The following is a 14524-nucleotide window of genomic DNA, read 5'->3' on the forward strand; positions in this document are numbered from 1 at the left end:
CATAGTGTTGCTGAAACTTCAGAAAAAGGTTTTACCAGAAATCAAAGGACTTCTAATTTTATCTGATAATTCACCCCCAACAATAAGAGTAACCTTTATATACTTGTTTTGTTTTATAGGGGGATTATGGTGTTACCATGAAAAAAGCATTATATCTTGGTGTTTTCCTGGCATTAATCCTAGTATTAACTGGCAGCGCCTCGGCGGCTCAGTTAACATACAATGAAATATCCGACGCCTCGAAGATAATAGCTGATCAAGCATCAAAAACAGGCACAATACCATCTCAGGTCACAGTAAACAACAAAAACATAACACTAGACGACTACCTCTACGCAGCAACAACCACAACAATAAACCTAAACACCAACCAAAAAACAAGCATACCTATCAATAATTATAAACCACCAACAGATCCATTAAAGACCACAGCAACCGGAACACTCACAAAAACAACATACCTACAAACAGCACAAAACATCAAAAAATACATGGAAACATACCAACGCTCACCAAACTACGCCACCACAACAATCGGCCGAGTAAACTACCAGAGCCTAATTTACGCCTACGCAAGGATAATAAACTTCTACAACGAAAACCAGAGACTACCAAACTCCGTGACAATAAAAAATGTGAAAATCACCACCATACCAAACACACCAACACCCCAGTTATCATACAATGAAATATCCACTATTTCCAAGGTAATAGCAAGTTATGTAAATCAAAATGGTAAAATACCATCTCAGGTCACAGTAAACAACAAAAACATAACACTAGACGACTACCTCTACGCAGCAACAACCACAACAATAAACCTAAACACCAACCAAAAAACAAGCATACCTATCAATAATTATAAACCACCAACAGATCCATTAAAGACCACAGCAACCGGAACACTCACAAAAACAACATACCTACAAACAGCACAAAACATCAAAAAATACATGGAAACATACCAACGCTCACCAAACTACGCCACCACAACAATCGGCCGAGTAAACTACCAGAGCCTAATTTACGCCTACGCAAGGATAATAAACTTCTACAACGAAAACCAGAGACTACCAAACTCCGTGACAATAGTGAATATAAATCAAGGTCCAATAGCACATGGTGCGATATGGGTCCATGCTTCTATTATGGAGAAGGTTAATTTCACCGCCCTTAAGAATAAGGGTATAACAGACATATTCTTGGAGCAGCAAGCTTTCACCAAGACAGAATATAGAACGGCACTTTTGAACTTCCTTAACGGCGCTTCAAATGCTGGTATCCGTGTAAGTGCATGGGTAATCTGTCTGCGAGAAAATGGTACATGGGTTGATCCCACAAATGAATCCTACATTGAAAGTCTGATAAACAGGATCCAGGAGTTTCTAAGTTTTCCTGGTGTTGGTGGTATCCACCTTGATTACATCCGCTACCCAGAGACCGCTTATAACTATCCAAATGCGACGGATATTATAACAGGGGTCGTCCAGAGAATATATGAGACTGTGAAAAGTGCTAATCCAACACTTTTAGTATCGGCGGCTTTAATGCCAGAAAAGGAGGCGAACGCATACTTATATGGTCAAGATTATGCCAAACTTGCACAATATCTCAATGTGCTGGTTCCAATGGCATACAAAGGCAACTACCGTGCCAATACAACTTGGATAACCAGTGTAACATCGTATATAAAGGACAGGTGCAACGGCAAGGAAGTGTGGACTGGTTTACAAACTTACAGATCCGACGAGGATCCAACACGAATCCCCGCAAAGGAGCTTGAATCTGATATAATGGCGGCGTTTAATGGTGGAGCAACAGGTTACGTGCTTTTCAGGTATGGTCTCATCGATAATGCTTTCTGGGATGGGAATCCATATTATCTACCAGGTTAGGCCTTTTATTTTTTTATTTTTTGATAATATGGGTATCTGTTTTTTATTGCTTTAATGAATAATCTGCGGAGTTTTTCTAGGTCATCTTCATGAAGTGCGTTTTTCATGTCAATAAGATTATCATTTCTCAAAAGGCATGGTTTTAATTTGCCGTCTGGGGTTATTCTCATCCTTGTACAATTTTCACAGAATCGTGTATTGTCCATTGGCCTTACTATTTCGATTTCCCCATCCCCGATATAATACTTTTTTCTGTCTTGCATGAATTTCCTAGTTTTCACTTTATCAGCTATCTTGGAGAGTTTTTCTTCGATTTCGGCGAGGTTATAATAGTATTTTTCAAAACCGTTATCTGGGCATTGTTCTGTGGTTAGAAGTTCGATGAGTTGGAGTATGGCTCCCTGTTGGTGGCAGAATTTAAACATTTCCCAGATTTCATGTGAATTTATGTTCTTCATCATCACCATGTTGACCTTGATCGGGTACAAGCCTGTTTTAACAGCGGCTCTTATACCATCTTTAACCTTCTCTAGGTGGTTTTTACCTGTTATGAACTTATATGTGTTGGAGTTGAGAGTGTCAAGGCTCACGTTGACTCTGTCGAGGCCGGCTTCTTTGAGGCTAGAACTATATTCTTCGAGTAGGGTGCCGTTGGTCGTGAGTGATATGTCTTTGAATCCTATGGCGTTGATTTTCTCTATTATCGTGATTATATCATCTCTGAGTAATGGTTCGCCGCCTGATAATCTTATTTTGGTTATACCCAGTTGGGATGCGACTTTACATATTTTCTCTATTTCATCTGCTGTCATTTCCTGGGAACTGGGGATTATACCATCCTTATGGCAATAGAAACAATTTAAGTTGCATTTTGTAGTTATTGATATTCTTAATGATGTTACCGGCCTGTTATAGTCGTCGTAGATCTTCATTTTCATCATTTTATTATGATTTCTATTTTGTCGATTTCGGTTTCTTCTCTTTGAAGAGATTCAACCATCCCGGTAATGGTTTTTGACATGATTTTTTGGACAAAGGGGTTGAGGGGTGTTGGATTGCCATTTATGCGTAACATTGCCTTTTTGAATTGGCTTTTACAGTTAATATCATCTGCATCTCCCCTAATTTTCGCCCTTGCAAATTCCTTGCAAGATTCGAAACCGCACTTTCCACAATTTAGGCCTAATAGGAGACCGTAGGTTCTTTTTTCTATTAATTGTAGTATCCTGTTGAATTCTTCATCTTTGAGGGAGAATGGGTCTACTTTTTTTATGGTGAATTCATTTTCTATAGACGTGGATATGTTAGCAAATTCCATTTTTTTGAATCCTTCAATGATTAGGAAATCTATTTCCTCTATAAATGGGATGGTTGATATTATCCATTTAATGTCCTTTTCTTTGGGCGTGAGGAAAAATGTCTCTTTTCCCGCTCCTGTGACTATCTTTGCCCCTGCCTTCCGGTGTCTTTCCGTGTCTTTACCTGGAAAGTCGAAGCTTCCATGGGTATGCTTTATTGTCCCAACCTTGTAGCCTTTATTGGTTAATCCTTTTATTAACCTCGTTACGAGTGTTGTTTTGCCAGTGTCTTTTGTACCTATTATGCTAAGTATCCTCATAGGGTCACCAGGACAAAGGTTTATTTTTAGATAAAGATAAATTTTTCTCCATCAACTAAAAAATTTTAAGGACGTCTATGAAGAAGAAAATAGAAATTATCCTGGATGGTCAGAGGATTAGAGTGGATGAGGGTAAGAGTACTTTGGACGCTGCCCTGGAAAACAATATATACATACCTCATCTTTGTTTCAGGCCGGGGTTTGATGCTTTTGGTGCTTGTAGGTTATGCCTAGTTGAGACTTCTGATGGCAGGCTTGTAACTGCATGTGAAACCCCAGCAGAGGATGGTATGGATGTAATATCCGACTCTGATAGGTTAGATCGGATCAGGAAGGTTACAGCCTCCTTGTTGATAAAGGGACATGTCGGGGATTGTCTCAAATGCCCTGAATCAGGAGAATGTAAATTAGAGGCTGTATCCTCTTATCTTGGCATTAATGACGAGAATTTGGCAAAACTGAGGGAATTTAAAATTGACGATTCAATTGATGATTCCAACCCATTCTTCCTAAAGGATAATGGTAAATGCATACTTTGCGGTTTATGCGTCCAATCCTGTGATACTATAGGTGTCAATGCAATAGATTTCACATTTAGAGGCGCCAAAACCAAGATTAGTACATTCATGGACAAACCCTTAATGGACTCTATTTGTGTATCTTGTGGCGAATGCGTTGAAACCTGCCCAGTAGGGGCCCTTGTAAAAAAATCAGAGAAGCCATCAAGGGAAGTTAAAACAGTATGCCCCTATTGTGGTGTGGGTTGCGGAATTTACCTTGGAATCAGGGGTGATAGGATCGTTAGTGCACGTGGGGACCCTGAAAACCCGGTTAACAATGGAAGACTTTGTGTTAAGGGCAGATTCGCCCTAAACTTCGTTAAGAATGTTGAAAGATTGGGGAAACCTCTCATAAGGGAAGATGGCGAGTTCAAAGAGGTTGAATGGGATGAGGCCATTTCGTTCATAGCAGATAAACTTTCAAAATACACTGGAGATGAATTCGCAGCTATAGCCTCTGCAAAGTGTACTAATGAAGAAAATTATCTGCTGCAAAAATTTACAAGGACCGTGATGAAATCCAATAATATAGACCATTGCGCAAGACTCTGTCATGCCCCCTCCCTCGTAGCTTTAAGTGAAAGCCTCGGGAGTGGAGCCATGACCAATTCAATCAACGAACTTAAACACAGCAATTGTATCCTAGCAATTGGAACCAACACAACAGAAACCCATCCTGTAATCGCATATAAGGTTATAGAGGCTGTTAAAAACGGTTCAAAACTTATAGTAGTTAATCCCACGAGGATAGAACTTGTAAGACACGCTGACATCTATTTAAGGAATAAACCAGGTACTGACGTTCCCCTAATCATGGGAATGTGCAAAGCCATACTAGACGAGAACCTCATAAACTATAAGTTCATAAAGGAAAAAACTGAAGGTTTTGAATCATTCAAAAAATATCTCTATGATCTTAAATGGGATGAAATAGAATCAGTAACGGGCATACCCCGTGATGATATCAGAGAGGCTGCTATACTCTATGCATCTTCCCCTACCGCTTCAATAATCTATGCCATGGGCATAACCCAACATGTTAATGGAACAGATAATGTGTTTGCACTTAGCAATCTTGCACTTTTAACCGGTAACCTTGGCAGGGCCAACACTGGTATCAACCCATTAAGGGGGCAGAATAACGTCCAGGGAGCCTCCGATATGGGTGCTCTGCCAGATCTGTACCCAGGTTACCAATCAATTGATGATGCGAGGGAAAAATTCGAAAAAAAATGGCAATGTAAACTCCCCAGGGAAAAAGGGGTGATATTGCTTGAAATTTTTGAAAATGCATGCAAGGGTAAAATAAAAGCATTGTATATCATGGGTGAGAATCCAATTTTAAGCGAACCAGATATAAAGAATGTGAAAAAAGCCCTTGAAACTATTGAATTTTTAATTGTACAGGACATATTCCCCACTGAAACTTCAAAATTTGCAGATGTTATTTTACCGGCTTGTTCATTCGCAGAAAAGGATGGCACATTCACAAATACTGAAAGAAGAGTCCAATTAATAAGGTCCGCTGTTAGACCACCAGAGGATGCTAAACCCGACTGGTGGATCATATGCAAGATCGCTGAGAAAATGGGAGCCCCTGGTTTCGAATTCGAAAATCCACGGGAAATATTCGATGAGATAAGGGAAGTTGTACCAGCATATAAGGGCATATCATATAATAGATTAGAAAATGGGGGAATCCAATGGCCCTGTAAGAGTAGAGAGGATCCTGGGACCGATTTTCTTTATAAGGATGGTTTCACAGTTGAAAATGGTAGGGCGAAATTCATTTTACCCTCATTCAGGTTATTTGAAACTCCTGATAAAGATTATCCTTTTATACTCATTACTGGTAGAAGTTTATATCAGTATCATACAAGGACCATGACAAGTAAAATCAAGGGCCTTGGAGAATTTAAGGACTGGAAGTTCCTTGAGATGAATCCTATTGATGGAGAGAAGCTAGGGGTCCGTGAGGGCGATTTTGTTTTGGTTAAATCGAGGCGAGGCGTCGTCAAGACAAGGGTAAAATTCAATGAAGCTTTAATGGAGGGTGTTACTTTTATGAGTTTTCATTTTGCCCCTGTTAACCGTCTTACAAGTTCTGTGAGGGATCCGCTTTCTGGGATGCCTGCTTTGAAGGTTTCTTGTGTTGATTTAATCCCACAATAGTGTGTGTACACACCACACAATAGTATATATAATTTTCTATTTTTTCATGGTAGAAATGTTTTAAATAAAATAAGCATAAAAGTGTGATTAGCACACACGGTGACCCGATGCCAAAACATATAATTTCAGGACTCCGGTACCTTGCAGCAGTAAACTTGACAAAACAGGGACACACACAAAAAGAGGTAGCCAACAGACTAGGCATCAACCGGTCCACAGTTTCCCACTACTTAAATGGCAGAAACCTTTCAATAAGATCAATAGAAGTTGCAAAGGTAATAACAGAACTATGTCCAAGGGACTTCCTACTTCTAACCTACGCCCTCCTACAAGACACAAATAAAACAAGAACAATAATCAAAGCCTGCCAAAAAAGAAAATTCAAAGCATCAGTGAAAAATTCGTGCATCGGATGCGGTATTTGCATAGACAGTTGCCTTATGAAAGCCATAAAACTGGATGAACTAAAGGCAAAAATAGACTCTGAATGGTGTTGTGGTTGCCTCATATGTGTTGAAATGTGTCCAACAAATTCTATAGAAATTGAGGAGGTAGAAGATTGATGGAAACTACAGAAGTAATAGAAGAAGGGGGGAACATTACAGTTGAAAGAGCCGGCGAAGAGACGCGAAAGTTGTATTTCAACAACGGCCTCTGCGCAGTCTGCGGCTTATGTGAAGAAATCTGCCCAGTAGAAGCCATCGAAGTCAACCCCACCGGTGCCATGATCAGAACAGAACAAGAAACCAGTAAAATAACCATAGACGAAGGAAAATGCGTATTATGTGGAATGTGCAGTTCAATATGCCCATTCCAGGCACTAGACCTCCAAATAGACGGCACATCCATAAAAGAAATCCCAGGATATCCACAACTACTAAAATCAGCCGAAATAGACGAAGAAGAATGCATAAACTGCAAAGCCTGTGAAACAGCATGCCCACAAGACGCAATAACCATAACAAGAGACCTCCCAGAAAGAAAAGACCTAGTCACCGGAGAAATCGAAATAGACAAAGACACCTGCATATACTGTGGAATCTGCGAAGAAATGTGCCCAGCAGACGCCATCCAAATAGACCACGAAGAACCCACATCAATAAACCCAGTCATAGCAAGCGACATCAACGTAGACGAAGACAAATGCGTCCACTGCGGAATCTGCAAGAGAGTATGCCCAGTCGACGCGATAATGCAAGTATGCAGAATCTGCCCATACGGAGAATACGAAATAGAAGAACCAGAAATAACAGGAACATCTTACATAGACCCTGAATTATGTGTCAACTGTGGATGGTGCCAAGAAATCTGCCCAGTAGACGCTGCCACGGTCACGAAACCATTCGAAGGCGAACTAATACTCGACGAAGAAAAATGTCAAGGATGCGAAACATGCGTCATGGTATGCCCATGCAACGTCCTCTCATTCCCCAAACCAGAAAAACCAGGAGAAAAACCCGAAAAACTTCATAAAGACGAAAAATTCTGCATCTACTGTGGCGCTTGTGAAAAATCCTGTCCCGTAGATGCAATAACAGTCAAAAGGACAAACATCAACTATACACCAACCAGATCAAAAGCATGGCAAAACGCCTTCGAATCCTTAACAAAATAATGGGGGTTTAACCAAAATGGCGATAGAACTAAAAGCATACCCAGACCTCTGTCACGGGTGTGGAAACTGTGTCGTAGCATGTCCAGTCAATGCCCTAAGAAGCCCCGAAATTGCAGGAGGTAAAGGACCCACAGAAGACGTAGAAGTTATAATGATAGTTGAAGATGGTGTCATCAACATAAAAAATTCAGATCTCTGCGGAAAATGTGGAACATGTGTTGAAAGTTGTCCCGTAGATGCGATAAGACTGGAGGAATCAGAATGAGAGCAATACTAAATACTGGTAGAACCATATGGCAAGGACAAGCCATAGAAGCCGGGAAAGACCTTAAATTATACGTGGATGCTGCTGCAATAGTCTACATGAACCCCGAGATGATGAGAGAACTAGGAGTAAGAGAAGGGGACAACGTAAAAGTCATATCAGAATACGGAGACGTTGTTGTTAAAGTCGCCGAGACAAAAGAGGCCCTACCAGAGGACATGATATATATCCCAATGGGCCCCTGGGCCAACCGCGTTGTAAGACCTAACACAGACACAACAGCAACCCCAAGCTTCAAAAACATCCCCGTAGAAGTCATACCAGCAGATGAAGAAGTACTTGACATGCCAACACTAATGAAAAAAGTTTATGGCAAACTCGGTCAAATTTAAGGGAGGATTAAAATGGAGCTTATAATAAAAAACGGATTTGTTTACTGCCCCCAAAGCGGCATTGACGGGGAAAAGATGGACATATGCGTCAAAGACGGTAAAATCGTTGAAAGCGTCAGCGACGATGCAAAGGTTATCGACGCCTCAGGCAAAATAGTAATGCCAGGTGGAGTGGACCCACACGCACACATAGCAGGCCCAAAAGTCAACATAGGAAGAACATACAGGCCAGAAGACAGCAAAAAAGCCGCTGCAAAATTTAAAGGTGGAAGAGCCGGCAGCGGATTCTCAGTCCCCTCAACCTTCATGGCAGGATACAATTATGCCAAGATGGGCTACACCACTGCAATGGAAGCCGCAATGCCACCATTACTCGCAAGACACACACACGAAGAATTCCATGACACACCCCTAATAGACCATTCAGCCTACACATTATTCGGTAACAACTGGTTCGTAATGGAATACCTTAAAGAAGGAGACATCGACAAATGCGCAGCATACGCATCATGGCTCCTAAAAGCCACAAAGGGCTACACCATCAAACTCGTGAACCCTGCAGGTACAGAAGCATGGGGATGGGGTGGGAACGTCCACGGCATACACGAACCCGTACCATACTTTGACATCACCCCAGCAGAGATCATAAAGGGCCTCGCAGAAGTCAATGAAAAACTAAGAATGCCACATTCAATACACCTACACTGTAACGACCTCGGACACCCAGGCAACTACGAGACAACACTCGCATCCTTTGAAGTGCCAAAGGGCATAAAACCCAACCCAGCAGTAGGAAGCAGAGACACGGTCTTATATGCTACACACGTACAATTCCACAGTTACGCCGGGACAACATGGAGAGACTTCGAATCAGGAGCCCCACCAATCGCAGATTATGTCAACAAACATGACCACCTAATCATAGACGTTGGACAAGTAACACTAGATGAGACAACAACAATGACAGCAGACGGTCCGATGGAATACGACCTACACTCACTAAATGGCCTCAAATGGGCCAACTGTGACGTAGAACTCGAAACCGGCGCAGGAGTGGTCCCATTCTTGTACGTGCCAAAAGCCCCAGTCCCCTCAGTCCAATGGGGGATAGGCCTAGAACTATTCCTACTAATCAAAGATGCCAACAAAGTTTGTCTCACGACAGACCATCCAAACGCCGGTCCATTCACCAGATACCCAAGGATCATGGCCTGGTTAATGAGTAACAAATACAGGATGGAATACATAGAAGAAAAACTACACAGTTGGGTCCAGAGAAGAAGCAGTATAGCCACCATTGACAGAGAATACACATTCTATGAAATAGCCCAAGTTTCAAGGGCCACACCAGCAAAGGCACTTGGACTAAGTGACGTTAAAGGACACCTCGCCCCAGGTGCAGATGCTGACATAGCAATATATGATATCAACCCAGAGACAACAGACCCATCCAACGATTACATGGCAATTGAAAAGGCATTCGAAAATGCAAGCTACGTCCTAAAAGACGGGCAAATAATAGTAAAGGATGGTAACGTTGTCAAGACAAGAGAACATGGAAGAACATACTGGGTTGACACACAAGTAGAAGAAGACATATACAAAGAAGTCCTAGCCGATGTTGAAAGAAAATTCAAACAATACTATTCCGTAAACCTCGAGAATTATCCTGTACAGGATGCATATCTGCCAAAGTCTGCTCCAGTTAAAGGGGTGATATTATGAGCGAGATAATATTAACACCCTTAGATCAGCCAGAGGTGCCACTAGAAGCCTCCAACATAAAACCTGACATATTCGCCGGTAAAACTATCCAAGAGATCAAAAACATCGAAATACTCCACGGGAACATCCCTGTTAAATTATCAGACTTCTTCGAAGTAACTGGTGAAACATCTGAGAATCCTGCAGAGCTCAAAATAATCATTGATGGAGACGTTGACAGGACAAAAAGAATAGGAGAAGGGATGAGCGCTGGTGAAATCCTCATCAAAGGTGATGTCAACATGTACGTCGGCGCTGAGATGAAAGGCGGTAAAATAACAGTTGAAGGAAACGCCGGAGCATGGGCAGGACAAACCATGATAGGCGGCGAACTAGAAATCCTAGGAGATGCAGGAGACTATGTAGGATCCTCCTACCGTGGAGACTGGAGAGGTATGCAAGGCGGTACCATAATAGTCCATGGAAACGCTGGCAACGAGATCGGAGAATACATGAACGGTGGCAAAATCATCATCAAAGGCGACGTGAACATAATGACAGGAATACACATGAACAACGGACTTATCATAGTCGAAGGAGACGCTATTGCAAGGGTCGGCGCCGAAATGGCTGGAGGAACAATAGTAGTAAAAGGTATAGTCAACGAATTCCTCCCAGGATTCGAATACCTAGGCGTTGAAAAAGACATTGAAGTAGATGGACAAACAATACCCGGAGCTTTCTACAAGTTCCTAGGAGATCATGCTATTAAAGGCGCGAAAGGGACAGTATACGTGGCTGTTAGAGGTAACAGTCATATAGTCCCATAAACTCCAAAAAAGGGAGGTAATCATAATGGAATATGTTAAAAATGTTGTCTGCCCCTTCTGCGGGACCCTATGTGACGACATCATATGTAAAGTAGAAAACGGTAAAATAGTGGGCACAATAAACGCTTGCAGGATTGCTCACAATAAATTCGTACATACAGAGGGTGCAACACGCTACACAAAACCACTCATAAGAAAAAACGGGGAACTTGTCGAAGTAACCTATGACGAGGCAATAGAAAAAACTGCCGAGATCTTAGCAGAAGCCAAAAGGCCCCTATTATATGGTTGGAGCTCCACCGAATGTGAAGCACATGCTGTGGGCATGGAACTGGCAGAGGAAACAGGAGCAGTCATCGACAACACAGCATCAGTATGCCATGGACCCTCAGTCCTCGCACTACAAGACGTAGGATACCCAACATGCACGTTAGGGGAGGTTAAAAACAGGGCAGACGTTGTAGTCTATTGGGGATGCAACCCAATGCACGCCCACCCAAGGCACATATCACGTCACGTGTTCTCCAGAGGATTCTTCAGGGACCGTGGAAGACCCGACAGGACCGTCATAGTAGTAGATCCTAGGGAAACAGACACCGCAAAACTCGCAGACATCCACTTACAAGTAGAATTTGACAGAGACTATGAACTCATCGACGCAATGAGAGCATACCTACTCGGACATGAAATATTATACGACGAAGTAGCAGGAATCCCAAGAGAAACCATCGAAGAAGCAGTTGAAATCATGAAAAACGCCCAATTTGGGATACTATTCTGGGGTATGGGCCTAACCCAGAGCAGAGGAAAACACAGAAACATTGACACTGCCATTATGCTAACCGAAGACTTGAACGACTTCGGTAAATTCAACCTAATACCAATGAGAGGCCATTATAATGTTACAGGATTCAACCAGGTAGCCTCCTGGGAGAGCGGATTCCCCTACTGTGTCGACTTTTCAGCTGGCGAACCAAGATACAACCCCGGAGAGACTGGTGCAAACGATCTTCTCCAGAACAGAGAAGCAGACGCATTAATGGTCATAGCATCTGATCCAGGTGCCCATTTCCCACAGAAGGCTGTTGAGTACATGGCCGAGATCCCAGTGATAGCTATTGAACCTCACAGGACGCCAACAACCGAATTAGCCGATATTATAATCCCACCAGCTATTGTTGGTCTTGAAGTAGAGGGGACCGCCTATAGGATGGAGGGCGTGCCTATAAGGATGAGAAAAGTCGTTGAAACAGACCTATTACCTGATAAGGAAATAGTGGAGAAAATCCTAGAAAAGGTGAGGGAGATCAAAGCATCCAAGTAAGACTCCCTTTATATTCTTTTTTTATGTGGGGTGCCTGTTGAGCATATGGCATAATACTGATACAATAACAAAACCCACCAGTATTACAGAGATTATTTGGAATGTTTGACTCATTCTTGGCCCTCCTCTTCATCAACTGCCTCTATTATGCACACGCTACCTTCACATTCATGTTCTAGTTCTATGAGATAATCTTTGAGTTTTTCAACGTCGATTGTTGTAAGTCCTTTTATCATTTCACTGTCAATCTTTACTTGTATGATACCATTATTGTTTGTTATAACCTTCCCTGGGATATATACTCTGCCAAGGGACAATCTTACAATATCTCCTGGTTTTACTTCCTCTTTAATGTAACGGCAGAGTTCCTCGCATGTGGCACATCTTTTTTCAGCTTCCATGTATATCACCTTTCTATATTATTTTATTTGATGATAAAAAAGTTACTTATCTCCATGAGTGATTCAACAGCCTTGACCTTAACCTCTATCCCATTTTCTTTGACCGCTGCAAGGGGGTTTAACCCGCCTGGTGTGACGATACCCACCTTGTATCTTCCAACCTTGGCATTGTACAGGATCTCATTTGTTCTCCCAACCTTTAGGATGGTAAGGCCGGATCCCCTAAGCTTCTCTATCACTTCTAGGGCTTCTTCCCTTGCAATGTATGGTATCTCCCTTAAACTTGCCATTATCCTCCCAGATCCTGTGAGGGAATCATATACACTTGTCATCCCCTTTGAAATGTATATCTCATGGGGTTCGACTGATGATCCATTATAGGCTGTAAGTTCAACGAACCTTCGCATATCATCTTTTATCTCGAGTAATCCACTATAAGTTGGAGTTGACATGATACCCTGGTTTATGAGAACACCATCAACTGTTAAGCTACATACACTAGCTATACCCACCTTACCATCTTCTAATTCTATTATCCTAAAATAGGGTGATGTTGAATATTCTGGTTTTTCTTCGCACACTTCTTGGATGATCTCAAGGGCCCTGTCAAGATCTTCTCTTTTTAAAATTGAAATGTTAGCTATGACCTTCCCAGTTATCGTATCAGGGTCGAAATCTACTTGTTGTATGAGATTCCATGCCTTGGTCAAGAGGATTCCGACCTTTTCCCTACTGGGCGTTTTCGGTTCTTTTAACAGTCTTCTGGGGTGCGTGATCAAATCTAGTTTGTTAAATTCTAATAGGCTTTCAGCCATTTTAATATTAATATCATAGCCCGCCTCTTGGGCTGCGCAGATGGGTGTTATACCCCCTATGATCGCTATTCCAACCATCCCATCATCCACGGGTATGCCTAGTAGGTTCTCCCCAGCTTCGCCTACTTTAATAACCCCTCCAATCTTCATCCTTTGGAGTTTATCCAATAATCTTAGGGCCTTTTCGCGGCCTGTTTCTGGGATGAGGCGGAAATTAGCAGGTATTCTACCTTCCCCATATTCTATCACATCGAGGACTGATGTCATCTCCCCTGCTGTGAAGGCTTCAAGTGGCATCATCGAAGTCTTTTTATATGCTATAAGTTCTGTGAACCTTCTTGGTGTATGATCTTCTATTTCAACCAATCCCGCGAAGGTTGGGATTATGGGTATGCCCTCCTTGAGGAGTAAACCATCAATTGTGGTCCCACATACTGTCATTATCTTGTAGTTCTCATCTATTTTCTCCAATCTTGCATATGGACTTACACATAAACCTTCTTTGAAGGCCTTTTTGATAATGGGGAGAGCCTCTTGGGGGGTCATGGAAGTGTTTATCACAACCTTCCCCTTACCAGTTATAGGGTTGAAGCTTGTCTGATGTATCATTTCTTCGAATTTTGAGAATATAAAATCGACTTGATCATAGACTAGGCCCTTTTCTATCTCCTTTAGCCCCTTTTTTGTTATTTTCCGGCCAGAGTATCCTATGCGTTTGGTGAATCCTTTTTCGTCGAGTATGCGCATGTGATATCTGACTGCCCTTTCACCTAGATCATAGCCTTTCTTTTTAAGTTCTCTGGCTATCGCCTTCGCTCCGAGGATCTCTTCATGTTCGGATAATATCCTTAAAATTTCCATCATTTTCTTGTCAGTTTCCCCAGCCACACTCGACACCACGAAAAAGAATAAAATTCAATTAAATGTTTTATT

13 protein-coding genes are annotated in these 14524 nt (G+C 42.0%); 9 read left to right on the forward strand and 4 right to left on the reverse strand.

Annotation, left to right across the window (positions count from 1 at the left end):
- The first annotated feature begins 137 nt into the window (after nt 1–137).
- On the forward strand, nt 138–1895 hold the full coding sequence (locus MTTB_RS07855) for a pseudomurein-binding repeat-containing protein (RefSeq protein WP_248564445.1): 1758 nt from the start codon (nt 138–140) through the stop codon (nt 1893–1895).
- 5 nt (nt 1896–1900) lie between these two features.
- Here MTTB_RS07855 and moaA read toward each other — a convergent pair whose 3' ends face one another.
- Nucleotides 1901–2827, reverse strand: coding sequence for a GTP 3',8-cyclase MoaA (gene moaA / locus MTTB_RS07860; RefSeq protein WP_248564446.1), 927 nt, complete (start codon nt 2825–2827; stop codon nt 1901–1903).
- 5 nt (nt 2828–2832) lie between these two features.
- Nucleotides 2833–3513: a molybdopterin-guanine dinucleotide biosynthesis protein B gene (gene mobB, locus MTTB_RS07865; RefSeq protein WP_248564447.1), complete on the reverse strand. Its 681-nt coding sequence runs from the start codon at nt 3511–3513 to the stop codon at nt 2833–2835.
- A gap of 77 nt (nt 3514–3590) precedes the next feature.
- On the opposite strand from mobB, the gene fdhF reads away from it, so the two are divergent.
- The 8 genes from fdhF to MTTB_RS07905 all read left to right on the forward strand — a co-directional run bounded on the left by fdhF (nt 3591) and on the right by MTTB_RS07905 (nt 12375).
- Nucleotides 3591–6245, forward strand: a complete 2655-nt coding sequence (gene fdhF, locus MTTB_RS07870; protein ID WP_248564448.1) for a formate dehydrogenase subunit alpha — start codon at nt 3591–3593, stop codon at nt 6243–6245.
- A 107-nt stretch (nt 6246–6352) separates the two neighbouring features.
- Nucleotides 6353–6808 (forward strand): 4Fe-4S binding protein, encoded by a 456-nt coding sequence (locus MTTB_RS07875; protein ID WP_248564449.1) that lies wholly within the window; start codon nt 6353–6355, stop codon nt 6806–6808.
- Nucleotides 6808–7860: a tungsten-dependent formylmethanofuran dehydrogenase subunit FwdF gene (gene fwdF, locus MTTB_RS07880; protein WP_248564450.1), complete on the forward strand. Its 1053-nt coding sequence runs from the start codon at nt 6808–6810 to the stop codon at nt 7858–7860. Before MTTB_RS07875 ends, fwdF begins: the two co-directional genes overlap by 1 nt.
- 16 nt (nt 7861–7876) lie before the next feature.
- Entirely contained in the window at nt 7877–8125 is a 249-nt protein-coding gene (locus MTTB_RS07885; protein ID WP_248564451.1) for a 4Fe-4S binding protein, read from the forward strand.
- On the forward strand, nt 8122–8517 hold the full coding sequence (gene fwdD, locus MTTB_RS07890) for a tungsten-dependent formylmethanofuran dehydrogenase subunit FwdD (RefSeq protein WP_248564452.1): 396 nt from the start codon (nt 8122–8124) through the stop codon (nt 8515–8517). The genes MTTB_RS07885 and fwdD overlap by 4 nt, the downstream gene beginning before the upstream one ends.
- Nucleotides 8518–8529: 12 nt before the next feature.
- Nucleotides 8530–10242 (forward strand): tungsten-dependent formylmethanofuran dehydrogenase subunit FwdA, encoded by a 1713-nt coding sequence (gene fwdA / locus MTTB_RS07895; protein ID WP_248564453.1) that lies wholly within the window; start codon nt 8530–8532, stop codon nt 10240–10242.
- A complete protein-coding gene (gene fwdC, locus MTTB_RS07900) occupies nt 10239–11051 on the forward strand; it encodes a tungsten-dependent formylmethanofuran dehydrogenase subunit FwdC (RefSeq protein ID WP_248564454.1) in 813 nt (270 codons plus the stop codon). Before fwdA ends, fwdC begins: the two co-directional genes overlap by 4 nt.
- Before the next feature lie 25 nt (nt 11052–11076).
- Complete coding sequence (locus MTTB_RS07905; protein ID WP_248564455.1) at nt 11077–12375, forward strand: formylmethanofuran dehydrogenase subunit B; 1299 nt, start codon at nt 11077–11079, stop codon at nt 12373–12375.
- A 110-nt stretch (nt 12376–12485) separates the two neighbouring features.
- On the opposite strand, the gene MTTB_RS07910 is transcribed toward MTTB_RS07905, so the two are convergent.
- Together MTTB_RS07910 and MTTB_RS07915 are read right to left on the reverse strand one after the other, a co-directional pair.
- On the reverse strand, nt 12486–12776 hold the full coding sequence (locus MTTB_RS07910; RefSeq protein WP_248564456.1) for a DUF2097 domain-containing protein: 291 nt from the start codon (nt 12774–12776) through the stop codon (nt 12486–12488).
- Nucleotides 12777–12799: 23 nt separating this feature from the next.
- Entirely contained in the window at nt 12800–14455 is a 1656-nt protein-coding gene (locus MTTB_RS07915) for a DUF128 domain-containing protein (RefSeq protein WP_248565319.1), read from the reverse strand.
- Between the last annotated feature and the right edge of the window lie 69 nt (nt 14456–14524).

Origin of the sequence: Methanothermobacter tenebrarum (assembly GCF_023167465.1) — an archaeon.
In the GTDB taxonomy this organism is placed as follows: domain Archaea; phylum Methanobacteriota; class Methanobacteria; order Methanobacteriales; family DSM-23052; genus Methanothermobacter_A; species Methanothermobacter_A tenebrarum.

Bases quoted from the DNA above. Each gene is read 5' to 3' on its own strand.
- fdhF (WP_248564448.1), top strand. From the start codon at position 3,591: ATGAAGAAGAAAATAGAAATTATCCTGGATGGTCAGAGGATTAGAGTG.
- fwdF (WP_248564450.1), top strand. From the start codon at position 6,808: ATGGAAACTACAGAAGTAATAGAAGAAGGGGGGAACATTACAGTTGAA.
- fwdA (WP_248564453.1), top strand. From the start codon at position 8,530: ATGGAGCTTATAATAAAAAACGGATTTGTTTACTGCCCCCAAAGCGGC.
- moaA (WP_248564446.1), bottom strand. From the start codon at position 2,827: ATGAAGATCTACGACGACTATAACAGGCCGGTAACATCATTAAGAATA.
- fwdC (WP_248564454.1), top strand. From the start codon at position 10,239: ATGAGCGAGATAATATTAACACCCTTAGATCAGCCAGAGGTGCCACTA.
- MTTB_RS07905 (WP_248564455.1), top strand. From the start codon at position 11,077: ATGGAATATGTTAAAAATGTTGTCTGCCCCTTCTGCGGGACCCTATGT.
- MTTB_RS07885 (WP_248564451.1), top strand. From the start codon at position 7,877: ATGGCGATAGAACTAAAAGCATACCCAGACCTCTGTCACGGGTGTGGA.
- mobB (WP_248564447.1), bottom strand. From the start codon at position 3,513: ATGAGGATACTTAGCATAATAGGTACAAAAGACACTGGCAAAACAACA.
- MTTB_RS07875 (WP_248564449.1), top strand. From the start codon at position 6,353: ATGCCAAAACATATAATTTCAGGACTCCGGTACCTTGCAGCAGTAAAC.
- MTTB_RS07855 (WP_248564445.1), top strand. From the start codon at position 138: ATGAAAAAAGCATTATATCTTGGTGTTTTCCTGGCATTAATCCTAGTA.
- MTTB_RS07915 (WP_248565319.1), bottom strand. From the start codon at position 14,455: ATGATGGAAATTTTAAGGATATTATCCGAACATGAAGAGATCCTCGGA.
- MTTB_RS07910 (WP_248564456.1), bottom strand. From the start codon at position 12,776: ATGGAAGCTGAAAAAAGATGTGCCACATGCGAGGAACTCTGCCGTTAC.
- fwdD (WP_248564452.1), top strand. From the start codon at position 8,122: ATGAGAGCAATACTAAATACTGGTAGAACCATATGGCAAGGACAAGCC.